Genomic DNA, 20,102 nt, shown 5'->3' with positions numbered 1-20,102 from the left:
TCGCTTTCCGCGGGCGGTCGGGGAGCCTCCTCGGCTTGCGCCTGCGGGGTCTCTCCTAGACACGCTTTTCCCGCAGGAGTCTCGTACCTTACGTTCCAATCACTGGAACTTTTTTTAGAAATATTGTAGGGAAACTGGCTCTTCTTCTCGAATTCGTCTTCAGTCTATCGGTTCCATCATTTTTCCGGCAAAAGGATTTCCGAATTGCTCTCGCCCCGAACCAAAATTTAAAAAGTAAAAACTAGATTAATCTTCATAGTTATTTACAGTAATCCATAAAGGATGTAAGAAATTTGCAACACTCCTGCCGAGTAACTGGCTAGCTGAGACCCCGGAGACGTTTACGTCGAGGAGGCTTGGCAGACAGTCGGCGGAAAGGGAGCGGGTTTCTGGAATCAACTGAAATGTAATTTAAGAAAAAGCCGTATGCCGGCTCATCAGAACCAAGTTTAAGACTAGATGATCCTTCATGGTTTTTTACAGTAATCCTTAATGGATGGACGAAAATTGCTGCACTCCCCGAAATACTGGCTAGTCGAGACCGTACAGACGCTTGCTTTGATGTGGCTTGGCAGGCAGTCGGCGGAAGGGGAGCGGATTTCTGAAATCACCTGGAACGTTTTTTTAGTATTATGAAATAGACAAATAGAATTTAAAAAATAGTTTGACTTTTTTAACAACTATGTTTATATTTGGTTTAATACTAACTACCGTTAGTTAATATGGTGCGAAAAAGTAGGTGTTAGACATAAAAAGTAATCCACTGAATCATAGTTTGTAAGCGATTACAAATTGTGTTCGTAAATTCATATGAAAAGACTTTTATTAAAACCAGGAGATGATACTTATGAAATATCCACTTACACCAGATGTAAAGCCAGAGTTTTGTACAACAGGAACTTTTATGCGTTTACCTTCTCAAAAGCATGATGCAAAGCTGGCAATTGTAGGTATGCCTTTTGATACAGCAGCTTCTTTTCGGGTAGGAGCCAGGTTTGCTCCTCAAGCCATTCGCCAATCATCCATGACCCTGTTTCCCTATCATCCGATTCATAATGTATATCCTTTTGAACAAATGAATGCCATTGATATTGGCGATATCCCTGTTATTCCCCATAATATTCATCGAAGCTATGAGCTAATGAAGGAATCCATTCATGAATTGATGTCCAAAGGTGTCATACCGATTGGATTAGGAGGAGACCATTCGGTTACTTTAGCTAGTTTACGAGCTGCGGCAAAGGTATATGGGCCTGTAGCCATGATTCATTTTGATTCCCATACAGATACCTGGGATACATATTATGAGGAAAAATATTGGCATGGATCTCCATTCATTCGTGCCCACGAAGAAGGTTTACTGCAGGCAGATAAAGTGTTTCAAATAGGAATCCGCGGCACGCTAAACCACTCTGGAGATTTACAGGCAAGCCTCGATTTAGGCTATCGCCTGATTACAACTGGTGAACTTTCCAATCGTGGATTTGAAGATGTTTTGAAAGAGATTAGAAAAACGATTGGTAACACCCCTTGTTTCTTGACATTTGATATAGATTTCGTTGATCCTTCTTTTGCCCCGGGAACAGGTACACCTGAAATAGGTGGGTTTAGCAGCTATGATACATTAAAAATGATACGATCCCTAACTGAATTTAACTTTATAGGATATGACGTGGTTGAAGTGCTGCCTTCATATGATCCAAGTCAAATCACTTCACTTTTAGCGGCAACACTTGTACATGAATTTGCCAGCCTGGCAGCATTAGGTGCGAAAGAAGATAATTAAAATCACTTTAACTTAAAAACAGCCATTTATTTAATAAAGGAGGCACCTCTTTGCGATGAAAGGATTACCCGAGCTTAAGCGTTCACTGAATACAAGATATGTAATTGTATTTGGACTTTCCTTTATGGCGCCTGTGACAGTCTTTAGCACATATGGCATCGCTATTGACCGTACCCATGGAATGATTCCGACAGCATACATAATCGCGTTAATTGTCATGCTATTCACTTCATATAGTTACGCAAAAATGGTTCAGGTATATCCCACTACCGGTTCAGCTTATACCTTTGTGCAGAAAGGAATTAACTCACACCTTGGTTTTCTGGTAGGATGGGTGATTTTATTGGATTATCTTTTCAGTCCTATGATCAGCGCTTTACTTTTTGGGATTATGGTGAATGCTTACTTCCCTGGTATTCCTATCGTTGCCGTTATCATTTCCTTTATCATTGCTGTGACAGCGATTAATATTTTTGGGATTAAGGTCGCTGCAAATGTGAATACCTTTTTGGTGATACTTCAATTTCTTTTTATCATGATCTTCAGCCTGCTTTGCATAAATGGACTTTTAGCAGGAAAAGGCACCGGAGAGTTGTTTTCTAAAGATCCTTTTTTTAGTCCAGCCGTGAATATTAATAATCTGCTTTCGATTGTACCTTTATTATGTTTTAGTTTTCTTGGGTTTGATGCGGTTACTACACTTGCAGAAGAAACCAAAAATCCAAAAAAAACACTTCCTAAAGCTATTTATGCTACGACATTGATTGGAGGGTTATTATTTGTTGCAGCTACCTATTTTGCACAATCGATTTTCCCGAATTTCAATGCTTTTAAGAACCCTGATACAGCTATAGTCGATATCATGATTTATACCGGGGGTAATTTTCTGAATAGTTTGTTCATTTCTGTCGTAGTGACATCCGCTACTGCTTCTGCAATAGCTTCAGGAGGCAGCGGAGCCCGGATTTTGTATGCAATGGGGAGAGATAATGTTCTGCCTAAGCGGATTTTCGGATATGTTTCTCCAAAATTTCAAACGCCCATATTCAATATCTTGATCATTGCTTGTATTGCAATGAGCGCCGTATTTTTGGATATCGCAACGGCCACTTCTTTCATTAATTTTGGAGCACTGTTTGCTTTTACCTTCGTTAATCTTGCTGTGCTTTTCCATTATTTTGTGAGACAGAAGCAGAGAGCTCCTAAAAGTATCATTTTATATGTTCTTCTTCCCTTAATAGGCACCGGCATAACTATATGGTTTATGACAAAGTTGGATATCCATTCATTAGCATTAGGAATCACTTGGATGACAGTAGGGTTCATTTACTTATTGTACTTAACAAAAATGTTTAAGGAACGTCCTCCTGAACTGAATTTTGCAGAGCAAAAAGAAGAATTCGATGTAAAACTAGTGCAATGATCAGTTACTGTTTTATTATTTTGAATGAAAAGGGGTAAACTCCATGACTATTAAAAAAGCGGATATTGTACTTTCCAGCGATGCTATTTTCACAGGGCTTACACATGAGCCAATGTCTGGGGCAATAGCTATCTTAGGTAACAAAATTCTGAGTGTGGGATCAAAAGCAGAGATTGAACATTTTATAGGAAGTGGGACAAAAGTATTTAACTATGGAAATCAATTGATTATGCCTGGATTTCATGATTTTCATCTCCACATTATGTTCAGTGCACTAAGTTTAACTAGCATTAATTTATTTGAAGCCAGGTCAGCTCAAGAAGTGGCTGCAAAAGTACTGGAATTTTCTAAAGAATGTCCTGGGGAAGAATGGATTATCGGCATGCAATGGGACGCAGGTTATTGGCATGATAAACAAGAGCCCCATTATAAAATCCTTGACGCTGTCATTCCAGATCGTCCTGTCGTTCTTTTTCATGCTGAAGGTCATTATACATGGGTAAACAGTAAGGCCATGGAATTAGCAGGAGTTACTGAGGAAATACGTGATCCGGATTTTGGTCGCTATGAAAGAGATAAGAATGGTTTACTTACTGGAATTTTATATGAAGAAGCCCAGCAAATCGTTTTAAAAGAGGCATTACGGTTAACACAAAATAAAAAAGAAACGATATTAAAAGAGTTTTTACGATTGTTATCGCAATATGGGATTACTTCTGTAAACGATTTGTTTGCGCCAATAGATGACTTCCTTCAAGACTATGATCTTTTTGAGAAATTGGATAAGCAAGGAGAATTATCGACTAGATTTCATATCACTCCTGAATTGGATGGCAATTTGGACAAAGCTCAAATACTGAGAAATAAATATGAATCAAAGAAACTACAATTCTCAGGATTAAAACAATTCGTTGATGGAACAGTCACGGGTCATACCGCTTACTTCCTGAAACCTTACTCCGATCAATTGGATATTTGCGGTCATCCAGCGCTAGATCCAGAAGTATTGATTGATCGGGTTGTTAAAGCCGATGAACTTGGATTTAGAATCAGGTTTCACGCTATTGGAGATGCGGCAATTCGTTTAGCTTTAGATGCTTTTGAAGAAGCTGTACGAAAGAATGGAAAAAGAGACTCAAGGCATACAATCGAGCATATTGAAGTAATCGATTCGGATGACATTGAACGTTTTTCAAAACTGGGGGTCATTGCCTCGATGCAGCCTGATCACATGGCTGCTTCATCAAGAGAGGTATATTCTTCAATAATAGGTCCTGAAAGGGAAAAAAATGTGTTCTTGACGAAGTCGCTATTAAATACAGGTGCATCTTTAGCTTTAGGAACAGACTTTCCGGTTTCCATCTCATTAAATCCAATGCGCCAAATATATACTGCGATTACTAGAGTGGATAGTAGCGGAGATTCACAAAACACATGGCACCCTGAACAAAAACTCACTTTGGCAGAGGCATTGCAAGCATATACATATGGCTCAGCCTATGGATGTTTCAGGGAGCACGAGCTAGGTACAATAGAAGAGGGGAAACTTGCTGACCTTGTGGTTTTAGACAGAAATCTATTTGATATTCCAGAAAGTGAAGTGCTCAAAACCAAAGTGGAACTTACAATAAACGATGGGAAAGTTGTGTATAAAAGCGAAGAAACCTCTTTATCAAGCATATTCTAATTCTTATCTTTTAGAGAAAGAACCATGTTCCAAGGTGTTAAATATTTAGTTTAAAAAAGGAAATGAGTTTATAATGAAATTAACTGACGTTGGATAGTTTGGAGGCTCATTATGACAAAAAATGAAATTAAAAACATTTCCTTGACTCTTTTTACCAAGTACGGATACGAGGGAACTGCTTTATCGGAAATTGCCAAGAGGGTAGGTATACAAAAACCCTCAATCTATAACCATTTCAAAAATAAGGATGACCTTTTCTTGTGTCTGTTTGAAGAAATCCTGGAAGAGCATATACACCAGGTCGAACAATTTGTCGAAGAGATAAATACCCTCTCTTCTGAAGAAAAGTTAAAACACATCCTTCTTGATACTTGTAATTATTATAAAAACCATGAAGATAAAGCAACATTTTTAAAGAGGGCAATGATCTTCCCGCCGGAGCATTTGAAGCACATCTTAAATGAAAGTTTCCTTAGATCTGAAGAATCATTTTCCGCTATCTTACATGCTATCTTTGTCGAAGGAATCGACAAAAAAGAAATACGCCAAGGGAAAGTCGAGAACTTAATCATGTCCTATTTCTGTTTGATTGATGGGATATTCATGGAATTTTCTTATTATGGTAAAGAGAATATGGAACCTAGAATTCAGAATATATGGGAAAACTTTTGGTATGGACTAAGTGGATGATATGTTCAAAAAGTTCATGCTCTAAAACTAGATCTACGCTCCAGGCACTCGCTTTCCGAGGGCGGTCCGCCCTCGGCGCCTATGCGCCTGTGGGGTCTCCACTGGACACGCTTCTCCCGCAGGAGTATCGCGCCTAATAATCGAAGTCTCTTCCGATACCCTGAAATTGGAAAATCCCCATCAAACATATAAAACGATTCCCAAAATGGTCAGTTGTTCTTTCTCAGTCAACACAACTTATGATAAACTGGTATTATCAGAATTTTCCAAACAACAGAACGTTCATTGTTCCGTTAAAGGGCCAGATTAATTGGACAAGGAATTAGCATGACACCTTGGTTAGTTATCTAAAACACGTCGCAAATGAATGTTGACCAAAGGGATTATCTATTAAAGGGATTAAATGGGGGGAATGGAAAATGGATGTAAAGACCCTTTTGTTACAACAATGGGCAAGCTGCTTAGATGAAGAAGACTGGTTTCCACCACTTGAAAAAGTGCTAGAGGATATTACTTTTGAACAGGCAATTTGGAAACCAGCTGATGGGGTAATGAATTCCATTTGGGAATTAGTTTGTCATTTACTTTTCTATGAAAAGAGATTTCTGATGCGGTTTCTTGGTGAAACAGAGAATGAACCACAGGCAGAAAATAATGATTCTACATTTCGTTTACCAAATGAGACGTTAGAAAATTGGAAAGAAATAACAAGAATACTTTTATGTTCATCGTGAACTTGGAAAAATACTAGCAAAATCAGAACATCAAGATTTGTATAGACAGGTCCCGGGAGAAGATAATTCATTAGTGCTTGAACTGAAGAGTTTAGCCATGCACGATGCATATCATATTGGGCAAATTGTATTCCTTAGTAAAATGCAAGGAGTATGGCCAGAGAAACGCAGCTTTTAAAAATGCTGCATTAGCTTTACAGTAATTCAATTATAGGGAGCTTTAATGGAATAAGAACGGGAACGCCCAAATCGGACGTTCCCGTATTTTATACCTGAAAAACAATAATCCTACTTTTTATAGAGAAGAAGCCCTCATTGGATGGAAGAAATTTACGACACTCCTGCCGAATAACTGGCTAGCCGAGACCCCACAGCCGCTTGCTTTGATGCGGCTTGGCAGACAGTTGGCGGAAAGGGAGCGGGATTCTGAAATCAACTCGAACGTTTTTGAGGGTAGTAAATCTGATCGTTGATTTCCACTCCAGGCACTCGCTTTCCGCGGGCGGTCCGGGAGCCTCCTCGGCGTGGCCTGCGGGGTCTCCCTTGGCCACGCTTTTCCCGCAGGAGTCTCGTACCTTACGTTCCAATCAACTGAAACGTTTTTTAAAATAAAAACTGCAGGCTGGGCTATTCCGAACCAAGTTTAGTTTATCCTTTAAATTTTTTTTCTGTACTCCTTATTGGATGGAAGAAATATGCGACACTCCTGCCGAAAAACTGGCTAGCCAAGACCCCACAGGCGCTTGTGCCGAGGAGGCTTGGCAGGCAGTCGGCGGAAAGGGAGCGGATTTCTGAAATCAACTCGAATTTGTCTACAGAAAAGCTATGTGAATATAAGATTTCACATAGCTTTTATTTTTGGTTATGCGATTGGGCTTCTGTGCATTTGGGAAGAAACAGTCATTGGATGGAAGAAATATGCGACACTCCTGCCGAAAAACTGGCTAGCCGAGACTTCACAGTCGCTTGCTTTGATGCGGCTTGGCAGACAGTTGGCGGAAAGGGAGCGCATTTCTGAAATCAACTCGAATTTGCCTACAAGTAAACTCACAATTCCTTTGTCTTAATCCTTTTGATTAACTCTTCAAACCAAGATATTGTGTGATCTGTTCTGGTCGAAAAATAACCAGCTAAAAATTCACGAATATTCTCGTTGCCTTTAGGTTCTGGCTCGAAATTCCCAAGCTGCTCCCAAATAGCCTTGATGGAATTTACTTTTCTTTCTAATATATCTACTACATTATCCCGGTCCACATACTTGATGTTGGCTAAACCAACAATCATATCCTTGATTTCATCCGCATTTTCAAATAACTTATAGATTTTTTTGGGTAGTTCTTCGCGACCCTTATCCGTAATCGCAAATACCTGTTTATCAGGCCGATGTTCTTCTTTTATCACTTCAACTGGCTCGACTAAACCTTGTTTCACCAATGATTCAAAATGGTAGTACAGTTTACTTTCCGTTAACCCGCCCAGGCGATCCAATGGAATGGGTTCTGAAAGCTGCTTTTTTAATTTATAAGGATAATTTTTATCCTCCATCAGCTTGCTCAATATAAAAATTTGAATAGACATTTTCTACGCTCCTTTAAGAAGTATTATCTCCTTATTGTAGCAAAACCTAAGCTGTGATTTCTGCCGCTTTCTTTTCAACTTCTGTTTCAGAAACCTGTACTGGCATCGGTTTGTGTAAAAACGCGACAATAGCCATATTAATTAACATCGCACCGGCACCTACCGCAGCCATTGACCAAATATACGGACTTGGACTGATGCTGCCAAATAGGTTTGCAAAGTAAGCTTGAACCGAGTAATACATCGGTGAAATGTGGCTCATCCATTCATATGGTGCGTGCATCATATCACGTGTGATGGTGGCACCATTCGCTATTGTTTGCATTAATAAAATCGGTAAGTTTAAAATCATGCCGCCTTCACCAAATAAGAAGATTAAAATCGCGGTGAAATTAAAACATACCATATAGTTCAGTATTTGTTGACCTACTATACCAAAGAATAGGTCACCGCTCGGCTTGTCAATTAAATAGGCTACACCTACAGCGATGATTGATGAAACCACGGCAATCAATAATGCAGCCATTTGCACATAAGCGAATAACCGTGTTTTGCTTGCTTTTCCCCGGCTGGCTCTAAATGCACTTACTAATTGCATGGCCCCGATCATTGCCCCTACATAACCGGCCATTGTTAAGAACATCGGCAGCATATTATGATTCATGCCATCGGGTATTTCGTTGATTGTAACGACATTTCCTACATAGGATTTCTCAATCTTTTCCGCTAATTCAGCAGCTTGCTTTTCTGGTACATTAAAGTTCATCAATACGCCCTGAGCTGTTTGTTGCGAGAATTGTGTGCTTAACTGACTGTTAATTTCAGTTACGACAGAATTCATGGTAGAAGAAACGACTGTTGCGCCTGCCTCATTGATTGTAAAGTCGATGCTTGATGACGCTTCACCTTTTTGAATGTTTTCAGAGAAGGTTTTTGGGATGTGTACGATTAATGCTAAATCATTGTGCTCCAAATCTTTTAAGGCTTGTTTATTTGTTATATCCGTCTCGATTTCTTTAAAGGGTAAATTTTCTTGTAAATTTTCGGCGATCATTGCACCATTTTTACCAGCATCATCATTGATGATGGCGATAGGTAATTTATCGACATTTCCTGGAATGGCTGTATACCCAGGCAAGAAGATGCCTAGCATGGCAATTGCATAGAAAATCCCCATAAAGATTGCCGCTGTTGCACCTCGTGTTTTTAAGAATGCAGTAAATTTCATATGTTGAATCCATCCTTTTATTTTAAAGTATATTACTCGATTTAAAGTACTCAAGTTAGAGTAGTTTAAAAGAAGTACTTAGAATTTTATTTTATTTTTTACATAAAGTCAATCGAAAAATTTTATGTTTCCTTATTCAAAAGAAAAACCCCCGACACTGTTGGGGGGAATTTGTTATTTAGATTCCTTCGGCAACCTTGTGTGCAAAAAAAATCCTTCTCTGACTAGCATATAGGATCTTGATTTCATTCCATTAAGACACCCATTTTCTCGGTGTTACTAAACGAGTTAATAACAGCCTCTACTGAAGGAGAGTGTCATTTTCGCAAATAATGACATTAGTGCAGGCTGTTTTTCATACGATATATTTGGGGTGAAAAAATGCCGAGAGTAAGTTATCGAAGTTCAGACGTTGATTTAATGGCAAGGATGATGAGAGCTGAAGCCGAAGGTGAAGGACTGCAAGGAATGTTGTATGTTGGAAATGTAATTGTTAATCGTCTTAAGGCAAATTGTTTAGACTTTAAAGAGTTAAGAACAATTCCACAAGTCATTTTTCATGTACAAGGAGGAAATTATTCTTTTGAAGCTGTTCAAAAAGGGAATGTATTTTATCAAAGAGCGAGAACTGCTGAAAAAAGATTAGCAAAACAGAATTTGGATTATTGGAGGCAACACCCAGGGAAATATGCACTTTGGTATTTTAATCCATATGCTCCATGCCCTCCGACATGGTACGATCAACCTTTTGCGGGTCAATTTAAAAATCATTGTTATTATGAACCAAAACCTGGAACATGTGAAAGTGTTTATACAGGAGGTTAGGCTGTTATTTCATTTCAAGGAGCAGATCAGCAGCTCCTTTTTTTTATGCAACAATCGGGCACTCCAATAGGTTTTTTTTGGTAAAATAAAGGGGGAATGAGTTGTTGTTTGGGGGATTTTTAGTGAAGGCTATAATATTTTATATTGTTGGGGGATTCATTCTCTATATAGTTATTGAAACAGCAGTGAGAAGAGGAATTAACCATTCAATTATTGGTCAATTTCTTGAAAAAAAGTATGGAATGAAAGAAGATAAAAAGTCTTTTCTTGATGATGATTTGGATAATGAAAATAAGGAGGATTATTAAAACAAGGGAGGTTGCTGCGGCAACCTTTTTTTAGAGGGGAAGTTAATGTACGAACCCTTTTTATAAAAACAAATTCAACAAGAAAACAATGATTTTCCTCAAACAGGCTCCAGTTTGTCGGAAAGCACATTTAATCAGCATCTTTCCCAGGGCGGCGAAATTCGGCGTAGTAGACCTTTCTTTTTTGGGGTTCGGATTCAATATTTTCGATGAATGCCGTTTTGGCTTTCTCCAGTAACAACCCCTTTAGTTCCCGAAGCTTTATTGGACCCACTCCTGGCATCTTATCAGGTATATGTACTTCGAAATCCCCCTGGCGTTTATAAAAGCGGATGCTAGCAAGCCCCGTTCTTTCGGCTTTCCCCAAGGTATATGCAAATTCAAATCGCTGCTGAATGAATGAAGATAACTCAGGCAGCCCTAAACCTTCATAGAGGGCAGGGAATTCATGATAAACGGGAGGTTCTATGAACGATATTGAAGAAATCTTCAAATGGATACTCCTCCTTTGGCAATAAAGACAGCATACGTTGCCTATATTATTGTGCTATGGGCCAATTTTTTAAACATCCATATAGGGGTCTTGCTTTCCGGTAACAAGGAACAGTACAGCTTTTTATTAGGGCTCCTCAGCACTTTTCTTATACTGCATTATCAACATATAAATCACGATCGTTATAATTCAATTAAATTAATTGGGTGCAGAAGCTTAATAAGTACGATCTGGGTGCAATAGCCATTAATTTTCAGCGTGCGCGATGAGAAAAGCAACTTTTCATTTTGCATAGTAAATAGAAATTATTTAATAAAAAAAAGCCAGGAAACCCTGCCTTTATGTTTAATTCGTTAAAGATATTCCTTGTAAAACATGATCCCAAATGGCATTATCAATGGGATTACTGCGAGGAACATGTACAAAGCAAATCCCATCATGGGGCCAGTTCATGTCTTTAACTCCTGTTAAACCACTATCTACTGGCTGCATAATCAACAGGGTAAACTTACCCGTTGTAAGTTGAGATAAAATGGATTTTAATTCGATAATATCTTCATAGTTCGCCGCTGACCACTCATATCTGATGAATAATGTATTTTAACTTTGCTGGATTTTTGTAAGGGAATTTTGGATGCGGTGATTCAGCTTATTTTTAAATGCTGGATATTGAACAGTCCAATCTTGATTTGGTATCTTCGGAAAATCATGGACGGAATCTATCTTATAGTGGCTATCATGAATAAAATGTGCTTTTGATGGTTGAGTACCCCTGGTTCAAGAACAACATTTCCTTCATCAACAAAATGAGCGAGTATATTTTTCTCATGCATATTTTCTAACTCCATATATCCCTCAAATTTATTCTTTAATAATCTATTTACTTCAGGGAGGAAACTAGATTGATCCCAATCCAAGGGAAATGAATTCCTTCTTAAATCATACCTCTTTGTATGGAGGGCAGGACCGCACCAGCTGCCCAAACCAGCGATCAATTCATAAGATCCTTTTATCTCCGATAAATTCAAATAATCACTCCTCCGCTTTTTAATATTCTATAACAGAGCCATTCTATTTGATTGAACTTAAGAAAAGGTTATAAGGTTTCCACGGAAGCCTTTTTTTCATTGTTGAACTATAGGAGTAAGATACCAAACTTTCCTTCTGCCGAAAGCAAATTTGTGAAATATTGTACATAAACTAAAGCGTACTTTATTTTTGAACACCTGGAACTGATCAGCTGTTCCTTTATTTATTGGATCCGTTATTTTAGAACAAATAATGGAAGGAAAATGGGAGCCTTTCTAAATAACACTGTTGCTGCTCAAAATCCTAACATATTTCTTTTAAAAGATATGCATGTACGGGGTTAATTTAATAATTATTATATAAAACATAACAAAAAATCACGGTCCCTTTATACGGATATAAAATTCTAGAGTTATTCTTAATTTACATCTAGAGGGAGGGATCCGAAGTTGTCAAAATTTCAGGCCATAACTTCTTTGTTCATCTTGGTATTTATCATCATTTTCGTATCTTATAAAATCACTGCTTTCTCATCCAATCATCCCACAACGAATCATTCCACATCCAACCGCTACATTCAACTACAATTATTAGGCGTTAATGATTTTCACGGCCAACTAAACAAATATCAATTGGTTTCAGGAACCATGGCAGGCGGTGCTGAATACTTGGCTGCCTATTTAAAAAAATATAAACAAGAAAACCCAAATACATTACTTGTTCATGCTGGTGATATGGTAGGAGGAAGCCCTCCAATCTCTTCTCAATTTCAAGACGAACCCACGATTGAATTTTTAAACCTCCTGCACTTTGATGTCGGGACACCTGGAAATCATGAATTGGACGAAGGCGTAAATGAAATGAAACGTCTTATTCATGGAGGATTCAATAAAAAAACAGGGTATTTTCAAGGTGCCAATACTGCTTACAGTTCTGCAAATATCATCGACAGAAAGTCGGGCCTTCCATTGTTACCACCGTATGTTATTAAACAAATGGACGGAATTGATATTGGATTTATCGGTGTGGTCACAAAAGAGACCAACATGTATGTGTCCCCTGAAAATCGAAAAGAGGTAGAAATTACGGATGAAATTTCAGCTATTAACCGAACCGTAAAGATTTTAAAGGATAAAGGGATCAAAGTGATTGTTGTACTGGCACATAATTCAGCTAAATCAGAAAAGGCAGGAGCAAATTCCACTGGAGCTTTAATGGAGATGGCTCCAAAAATCGATGATGAGGTAGATGTCATTTTTGCGGGTCACAGCCATGAATATGCCAATACCGTTGCAGCCGGTAAACTGATCGTTCAAGCTTATTCTAATGGGAAAGCCTTTTCTCAAGTAAATCTTGAAATTGACCCGCATTCTAAAATTATTGTTAAGAAACAAGCAAAGATCATTGCCACTTCACATCAACATATAAAACCGGATGAAGAAACGGTTGCTCTTCTAAATAAATATAGAAAAAGATTAGGGAGCAAATTTAATCAGGTAATAGGGGAAATGCCGGAAGAAATCAGACGAAATCAAGATGCAAACGGTGAATCCCCATTAGCGAAAATGATTGCAGAATCTGAGCGCGAAGCCATGGGGGTAGATATTGCTTTTGTCCATCAAGGCGAAATGCGGAAAAGCTTAAAAAAAGGGAAGATCACGGTAGAAGACCTTTATACCAACGTGCCTATGGGTCATAGTGTCAGTAAGTTAATTTTAACAGGAGAGCAGATAAAACTTGCTTTAGAACAGCAGTGGACGAAGGAATATGAAAATAGGTTACAAACGGTTGGCTTAACGTATGATTGGGAAGCCAAAGCTCCAATTGGCAGCAAGGTTGTTGTGCTGAAAGACAAGAAGGGTCAAGAGATTCAGCCAAACAACGAATATGAAGTAGCGGTTAGTAATTATTTAGCTTCAGGCGGTGATAACTTCACTGCATTTGAACAAGGCAGGCTCGTAGAATCCGGTCCGCAAGTTGTCACTGCACTTATACGTCATATCCAACAGAAGTATCCTCCCCATTCATTGAAAGAATGAAGGGGAAACATAACGGGTGCGTTTCTGTAATAAGCAGGAACGCCTTTTCCCTAATGTAAGCACGTTAGTTCAACAACAAGGAATTTGCCTTCATCCTAGGGAAATATAGTAATGAACTAAAGGGGCAGTATAGTTGAAGAAGGAACTTGAAACGTAAATCTCGAATATCTAATGTAATCGATAGATGAAAATTGGATGACAGACAGGAGTTAGATACGATGATAAAAGGTTTCGGAGGAATATTTTGGAGAACTAATAATCTTGAATCTGTAAAAAAGTGGTACAGTGAAGTGTTGAAGCTTGAAATAGAAAATTGGAATGGGACTGTGATAAAACCGCAATTAGGAAATGAAACGATCTTTTCTTTCTTTACCGAGAATGACAGTTATTTTCCAACAGAACAACAAGTGATGTTAAATTTCGAAGTACATAATCTTAACGAGACTATTAAGCATCTTGAACATATTGGTGTACCTCTTGCAAAGAAAAAGGAGATTAGTGAATTTGGAAAGTTTATTTGGATTGAAGATCCTGAAGGCCGACTGATCGAGCTTTGGGAGAAATAACGAGTTGTAATTCATTTGAAAGGAGTTCTACAAATGACCGAACAGCTAATTGTAAGAGATGAGATACTCATTGAGGCGAATTCTCAGAAAGTCTGGGAAGTGCTAACTAAACCCAAATACGTTGCAGAATGGGATGAACTACCAGAAAATTATCCTAATGAAGATATGACCGAGGGAAGTAAGGTGATTTGGGATATCCCTAATGGCGGTCAGTCAATCACTAAAATCATTAGAGCAGTTGTGCAGAAAGAATTAAAAATCGCTTTGCACGTTTCAAATTGGGAAGTAAAACCGAATGAAGGTGATGTCGCATATAATTATCACTTAAAAGATAAAGGCGATAGTACTCTGCTAAGAATCGAGATTGGTGATTTCTCCCTGATTAAAGACGGAAAAATGTATTATGATGCATCTGTGGAATTTGCATCTAATTCTAAACAAATAATTAAGAAGTTATCCGAAAATCTTGGCTGATTAGACATACCTGGATTTCCTAATGAACTCAAAGGTGCTTTAATTCAAAAGGAGTTGCTTCGGCAGCTCTTTTTCTTATGGAGCTAAAGGCAGAATAGTTCAACAAGGGTATAGGCATATATGGTAAAGTTATACAGAATGGAGAAGCGGAAATTGGAGGAAATAAGATTGGGAGACTTAAATATTCTTTTATCTTTTGGTGCAGGGATACTATCTTTTATATCTCCTTGCTGTTTACCCTTATACCCTGCGTTTTTATCTTATATTACAGGATTATCAATAAGTGAATTAAAAGAAGATAATAACAAATTAAACCGCAAACCAATGCTTCATACCTTATTCTTTTTGATCGGTTTTTCTATTATCTTTGTAATATTAGGGTTATCCACTTCTTTTATTTACGATCTCTTTTATGAATATATTGATTTAATTAGACAAGTAGGGGCTATTTTGATAATTATTTTTGGTTTAATGATTGTTGGGGTTTTTCAACCTAAATTCTTGATGATGGACAGAAAAATAAATTTTAAAAAACGCCCATCTGGTTATATAGGTTCTATTTTAATTGGGATAGGTTATGCTGCTGGTTGGACTCCTTGCATTGGACCCATATTAGGTGCCATCGTAACCCTTGGTTTATCGACTGGACAAGGTTTAATATATATGATTGCTTATATTCTTGGGTTTTCCATACCTTTCTTAACAATGTATTTTTTATAGGGAAATCAGGATGGATAAAAAAATATAACCACAAAATAACTCAATTTGGTGGCTATATAACAGTTATTATGGGGATTGTCTTATTTTTTGATTGGATGGCCAAGATTACATCTTTTCTAACAAATAATGTATTTGGTGGCTTTACGGGTTTCTAATGCTTATAGAACTAACCGGTGCTTTACTTCAATAATGAAGGTTGCTAATGAATTACTTGTATACTTTTAATTACTTTTTGTGAAATAATGTGTAAATAAAATCGTATAACAAAAAAAGATAACATTCTTTTTATTGGTTATCCTTCATGCTTTTATTCAATTGTATACCTAGAATGTATGAACAATAAAAGTGCTTTTATTTAAAAAAATTACGTTTTTAGTATAATTAAGTTAAGTTACAATATAAGAAAATATTTACAAGGGGAAAAAATGAAAAATTCAAAGTTGGATTACAACCTAATTACACTTTTACTTTTACTATTTATAACAAGTTGTATAGCTATATTAAATGCTCAAGATTTTGGTCAATATGAAGGGAATTTTTTATTTAGACAAATAACCTGGTATATTGTAGGAATCGGAATAATTGCAGGAATTATGTATTTAGATTCTGAACAGATCTTTCGCTTGAATTGGTTTATTTACTCATTTAGCATCATTCTATTAATCGCGTTAATTTTGGCACCTGAATCAATTGCTCGTGAAATAAATGGAGCCAAAAGTTGGTTTCAACTTCCGGGAATCGGATCTCTGCAACCAGCTGAATTCACAAAAATATCTTTGATAATTTGTTTAAGTTTCTTAGTACAAAAACATCATGAAAAATATTTAGATAAAACTTTAAAAACAGATTTGTTACTGTTAATTAAGATGGGAGCTGCTACAGTTCTTCCTATACTATTAATTATGCTACAACCAGATTTAGGTACGTCTTTAGTATTAATATGTATTTTTACAGGGATTTTTATTGTTTCGGGAATATCATGGAAAATTATCAGTGTTATTTTTATTATCATTTCCTTAATTTCTAGTATTCTTATATACCTAGTCTTTTTCAACCCTGAAATGCTTCAATCAATGGGATTCGCAACATATCAATTAGGAAGAATTTATGCTTGGATTGATCCAGAATCTTATGCATCAGGTGAAGGCTATAATCTAACAAAAGCATTACTAGCCATTGGTTCAGGAGGGGTATATGGTTATCTGGAAAAGGGTATATATGTTCCAGAAGCACATACGGATTTTATATTTAGTGTTATTTCTTCTAAATATGGTTTCTTTGGAGCTAGTATTTTAGTAACAATTTATTTTCTCCTTATTTCGAGTATAGTGAAGTTAGCTCTGGAGGTAAAAAATAGTTTTGAATCTTACATATGCACTGGTGTTACTTCCATGATTTTTTTCCATGTTTTTGAGAATATCGGGATGAATATAGGCCTAGTACCCATAACAGGAATACCTTTACCTTTTATAAGTTATGGAGGAAGCTCATTAATTGGTAATATGTTAGCGATGGGGTTAGTCTTTTCAATAAGCTATCGAAAAAAAACATTTATGTTTGATTAAGATGGCTAAGTATTCAGGATTAATTCTAGGTAAATTTTTATTAAGACCATTTGGCGGTAAATTATTTACTGAGTTTTTAATGTTTTTACTGATATATACAAAGTTACCAGTACACAATAAAGTAATAAGGTTTACTTCAGTAAAATAAGGTATATTATATTTGTGAATAGATTCTCTTTAAAGACAAGAAAAGTAGGTGAACAAAGTGGGAAAATATCAATTGGATACCAAAGGTAAGGTAGCTGTGACAAAGTTTCATGAAAAACAGAAGCCTGCCAAATTTGATAAAAAGCAGCAACTTGAAAAAATACGTGCGGAGTATTTGAAAAAGAAGCAAAAACAAACAGATAAATAATATGAATGAAAACATAGGAAGACTAAAATCTCCCTATGTTTTTCTTATTCGAAGTTCTTTTTTCAATTGATGATAGAGTTTATTATTCCCATAAATTTCAGATTCGGTGACAAAAAACTCATCATCAGATATCCATTCCTCACTAAAAATTTCAGAAGCAGAATCAATAGACCAACCGTTATTTTGGATACACCAGTAATCTCCAGCAGAAATTTTTAAAACATTTGGATACTCACTTGGCTTAGGTAGCTGAATAAAAAGATAAGTCTCGAGCTTTTCAGCAAGATACTTTCTCAACACCCCACATTCAAAGAAACCCAGGAAATACGTGCTTTACACCAATAAAGGAGGTTGTTGAAGCAACCTTTTCTTAATGAACTCCCATGAAAATTAAAAAAGCTCAAAATCCAGAAAAAACCACAACAAAATAGACCCAGTAAAAACGCTTTTTTAAAAAAAGGCTGAGCCTTATGAGTAATCAGATTGAGTTTGGTAAATCGTTAAACAAAAACCTCCAATCATTGCAAATTAAGTGAAGGCTAGCGCGACGACCAAAAAAGGATTAATCTCCCATGAGTGCTACCCATAAAGGGCGCGACAGTCGGTGGTACACCGTGGTCGTCGGAGTCAGACTAACGGATGGGCTCAAAGGCACCATAGTTCAACGACCTTCTTCGCCAGCCATTAAAACATTATCGACATAGAGACCAATTTTCATTCTCTGTGGTGAAGCGCTGAATTTTGCGCTTCATGGATGGCTAACGGGGCAGTTTAGTTCAACAAGGATTCCCCAATTAAATGGTGAAATATATACCTATGGATATACACATATCAAGATTCTTATAAACATTTGTAACGTCATATAATTCATAACTCTTTTGTAAATCAGGAGGAAGAGCAATTGGAGAATCAAAAAAAGATAAAAAAGCAAACAGTATCAATTGGGGATGTATTTGCGGTAAAACTCCCTGATGGGAGATATGGAGCATTAAGAATTGTTAACTGTGATCGAAACTCTTATCTTCTTGCTACTACCCCATATATAGGGGAGACTATCCCAATGATTGAAAATAATGTTTTAAGTAAAACTCTTCTGCAAAACCGTTTTTATTTTGAAAACGCCCCTGCAATTTGTTGGTTTGATGGTAAAATTCCTGGAACTTTCATTTACATTGGGAACATTCAAGGGACTAAAAAAATGAGACAAAGTAATTATGGTGGCACCTGGGATGAAACAACAGGTATGGAAGCCCTTTATGAGTGGCGTTGGATCAATGACAGAGATAACTTTGAGAAAGAAATACTAGAGGAAGAGCGAAAGATTGAACAACTAATGGAAAAACCGCAGAAACCAAGAAAGATGATGACAGATGAATCCTTTTGGTACATAATTTCTCTTCTAGATTGGGAGTCAGTTAATGATGAGGATGAAGTTATAGAAGTGGCTGTTAGAGAGCTTGAGAAAATGGGAGTAAGGAATATTAAGCAATTTGAAGAAGCGATGTCCTACAAACTTTATTTATTAGACACAAAGGAACACGCAAAAAACATAGGCGAATATTCATACAGTAAAAACAAGGATGATTACTTCTCACCTGATGTTTTTTTATACCTTCGATGTGAAGTAATTGCTAAAGGAGAAGGCTTTTTCAATGCGGTTCTAGAATGCCCTGTACTTATGCCTAAGGAGAATACATTCGAACCATTGCTTTCCATAGCAACTGAAGCATATGAAAGGCTAACAGGAAAAGAGTTTCAGTATATCACTGGATGTGATTATGAGACTTTCTCAAATGTTGTAGGTTGGAAATAACTTTGCAATCTTCAACTCCCATGAAAATTAAAAAAGCTCAAAATCCAGAAAAAACCACAACAAAATAGACCCAGTAAAAACGCTTTTTAAAAAAGGGCTGAGCCTTAAGAGTAATCAGATTGAGTTTGGTCAATCGTTAAACAAAAACCTCCAATCAAAGCATATTAAGTAGAAGCTGGCGCGACGACCAAAAAAGGATTAATCTCCCATGAGTGCTACCCATAAAGGGCGCGACAGTCGGTGGTACACCGTGGTCGCCGGAGTCAGACTAACGGATGGGCTCAAAGGCACCATAGTTCAACGACCTTCTTCGCCAGCCATTAAAACATTATCGACATAGAGACCAATTTTCATTCTCTGTGGTGAAGAGCTGAATTTTGCGCTTCATGGATGGCTAACGGGGGCGTTAGCTGAGGATCAGAGCTGTCTTTTAGGCAGCTTTTTCTTATGGCACTAACGGGGCAGGATAGTTCATTAACTTCCAGTTGTTAAGAAACTTTATTCCTGTTTATTCGTATGGTCATTTAAGCATTATGAAAAATGGGAGGATTAGTAGTTTGGAAAAAAATCCACAAACGAAGGAAATTACTATAAGAACAGTGCTAAATATATATGGGGTTTTCACTGTTCTTGCATTAATATTATAAAATTTTCACCACTCCTTATATGAAAACATGCAACTTTTTTACGATGAAGATTTAATGATGGAATCCAAAAAGATAAAGGAGTTCTTACTTTTTATTTTTGGTTCTGCGTTAGTTCACTAAAAGAAAAAAGGAGAGTACATAT

The 20,102-nt window shown here is 37.1% G+C and carries 18 protein-coding genes and 1 pseudogene; 14 read left to right on the top strand and 5 right to left on the bottom strand.

All coding sequences use genetic code 11. From position 1 onward, the window contains the following. The first annotated feature begins 847 nt into the window (after nt 1-847). The 5 genes from speB (at nt 848) to MHB45_RS20715 (ending at nt 6,320) form a co-directional block, all read left to right on the top strand. The gene (speB, locus tag MHB45_RS20735) at nt 848-1,786 is read left to right on the top strand and encodes an agmatinase (RefSeq protein WP_048680023.1); all 939 of its coding nucleotides are present in this window, start codon (nt 848-850) and stop codon (nt 1,784-1,786) included. Nucleotides 1,787-1,841: 55 nt separating this feature from the next. Next, nucleotides 1,842-3,209 (top strand): APC family permease, encoded by a 1,368-nt coding sequence (locus tag MHB45_RS20730; protein ID WP_340908077.1) that lies wholly within the window; start codon nt 1,842-1,844, stop codon nt 3,207-3,209. Between the two features lie 43 nt (nt 3,210-3,252). Continuing rightward, nucleotides 3,253-4,896, top strand: coding sequence for an amidohydrolase (locus tag MHB45_RS20725; protein ID WP_048680028.1), 1,644 nt, complete (start codon nt 3,253-3,255; stop codon nt 4,894-4,896). A gap of 111 nt (nt 4,897-5,007) precedes the next feature. Continuing rightward, nucleotides 5,008-5,586: a TetR/AcrR family transcriptional regulator gene (locus MHB45_RS20720; protein WP_048680032.1), complete on the top strand. Its 579-nt coding sequence runs from the start codon at nt 5,008-5,010 to the stop codon at nt 5,584-5,586. Between the two features lie 419 nt (nt 5,587-6,005). After that, the gene (locus MHB45_RS20715; protein ID WP_340908076.1) at nt 6,006-6,320 is read left to right on the top strand and encodes a DinB family protein; all 315 of its coding nucleotides are present in this window, start codon (nt 6,006-6,008) and stop codon (nt 6,318-6,320) included. A 1,047-nt stretch (nt 6,321-7,367) separates the two neighbouring features. On the opposite strand, the gene MHB45_RS20710 is transcribed toward MHB45_RS20715, so the two are convergent. Together MHB45_RS20710 and MHB45_RS20705 are read right to left on the bottom strand one after the other, a co-directional pair. Continuing rightward, on the bottom strand, nt 7,368-7,898 hold the full coding sequence (locus MHB45_RS20710; protein ID WP_340908075.1) for a PadR family transcriptional regulator: 531 nt from the start codon (nt 7,896-7,898) through the stop codon (nt 7,368-7,370). 46 nt (nt 7,899-7,944) lie between these two features. Further along, nucleotides 7,945-9,126, bottom strand: coding sequence for a YhgE/Pip domain-containing protein (locus MHB45_RS20705; RefSeq protein WP_048678943.1), 1,182 nt, complete (start codon nt 9,124-9,126; stop codon nt 7,945-7,947). Nucleotides 9,127-9,507: 381 nt separating this feature from the next. Here MHB45_RS20705 and MHB45_RS20700 point away from each other — a divergent pair, with 381 nt between their 5' ends. Both MHB45_RS20700 and MHB45_RS20695 read left to right on the top strand, forming a co-directional pair. After that, nucleotides 9,508-9,951, top strand: coding sequence for a cell wall hydrolase (locus MHB45_RS20700; protein ID WP_034310870.1), 444 nt, complete (start codon nt 9,508-9,510; stop codon nt 9,949-9,951). A 122-nt stretch (nt 9,952-10,073) separates the two neighbouring features. Further along, nucleotides 10,074-10,259 carry a hypothetical protein gene (locus tag MHB45_RS20695; RefSeq protein ID WP_338566580.1) on the top strand — a complete coding sequence of 62 codons (186 nt, stop codon included), beginning with the start codon at nt 10,074-10,076 and terminating at the stop codon, nt 10,257-10,259. Nucleotides 10,260-10,389: 130 nt separating this feature from the next. Here MHB45_RS20695 and MHB45_RS20690 read toward each other — a convergent pair whose 3' ends face one another. Both MHB45_RS20690 and MHB45_RS20685 read right to left on the bottom strand, forming a co-directional pair. Further along, on the bottom strand, nt 10,390-10,752 hold the full coding sequence (locus MHB45_RS20690; RefSeq protein WP_048680404.1) for a hypothetical protein: 363 nt from the start codon (nt 10,750-10,752) through the stop codon (nt 10,390-10,392). Nucleotides 10,753-11,471: 719 nt separating this feature from the next. Next, complete coding sequence (locus tag MHB45_RS20685; RefSeq protein ID WP_340908074.1) at nt 11,472-11,780, bottom strand: DUF1796 family putative cysteine peptidase; 309 nt, start codon at nt 11,778-11,780, stop codon at nt 11,472-11,474. A gap of 450 nt (nt 11,781-12,230) precedes the next feature. Here MHB45_RS20685 and MHB45_RS20680 point away from each other — a divergent pair, with 450 nt between their 5' ends. From MHB45_RS20680 to MHB45_RS20655, 6 genes and pseudogenes are all read left to right on the top strand, one after another. Continuing rightward, nucleotides 12,231-13,820 carry a bifunctional metallophosphatase/5'-nucleotidase gene (locus MHB45_RS20680; RefSeq protein ID WP_081088734.1) on the top strand — a complete coding sequence of 530 codons (1,590 nt, stop codon included), beginning with the start codon at nt 12,231-12,233 and terminating at the stop codon, nt 13,818-13,820. A gap of 218 nt (nt 13,821-14,038) precedes the next feature. Continuing rightward, complete coding sequence (locus MHB45_RS20675) at nt 14,039-14,386, top strand: VOC family protein (RefSeq protein ID WP_072273647.1); 348 nt, start codon at nt 14,039-14,041, stop codon at nt 14,384-14,386. A 33-nt stretch (nt 14,387-14,419) separates the two neighbouring features. Further along, nucleotides 14,420-14,860: an SRPBCC domain-containing protein gene (locus MHB45_RS20670; RefSeq protein WP_048680407.1), complete on the top strand. Its 441-nt coding sequence runs from the start codon at nt 14,420-14,422 to the stop codon at nt 14,858-14,860. A gap of 168 nt (nt 14,861-15,028) precedes the next feature. Beyond that, a pseudogene (locus MHB45_RS20665) lies at nt 15,029-15,735 on the top strand (cytochrome c biogenesis CcdA family protein). Nucleotides 15,736-16,005: 270 nt separating this feature from the next. Beyond that, nucleotides 16,006-17,145, top strand: coding sequence for an FtsW/RodA/SpoVE family cell cycle protein (locus MHB45_RS20660; RefSeq protein WP_072273645.1), 1,140 nt, complete (start codon nt 16,006-16,008; stop codon nt 17,143-17,145). 205 nt (nt 17,146-17,350) lie between these two features. After that, nucleotides 17,351-17,500, top strand: coding sequence for a hypothetical protein (locus MHB45_RS20655; RefSeq protein ID WP_048680414.1), 150 nt, complete (start codon nt 17,351-17,353; stop codon nt 17,498-17,500). Between the two features lie 33 nt (nt 17,501-17,533). Here the strand turns inward: MHB45_RS20655 and MHB45_RS20650 are convergent, their stop codons facing one another. After that, nucleotides 17,534-17,797, bottom strand: coding sequence for a hypothetical protein (locus MHB45_RS20650; protein WP_048680417.1), 264 nt, complete (start codon nt 17,795-17,797; stop codon nt 17,534-17,536). A gap of 604 nt (nt 17,798-18,401) precedes the next feature. Here MHB45_RS20650 and MHB45_RS20645 point away from each other — a divergent pair. Beyond that, nucleotides 18,402-19,313, top strand: coding sequence for a DUF4240 domain-containing protein (locus MHB45_RS20645; protein ID WP_048687922.1), 912 nt, complete (start codon nt 18,402-18,404; stop codon nt 19,311-19,313). The last annotated feature ends 789 nt before the right edge of the window (nt 19,314-20,102 follow it).

Origin of the sequence: Peribacillus sp. FSL K6-5616 (genome assembly GCF_038008245.1) — a bacterium.
Lineage (GTDB): Bacteria > Bacillota > Bacilli > Bacillales > DSM-1321 > Peribacillus > Peribacillus frigoritolerans.
The sequence above is the reverse complement of the archived record's forward strand: the minus strand, read 5'-3'. Positions and strand labels throughout refer to the sequence as shown.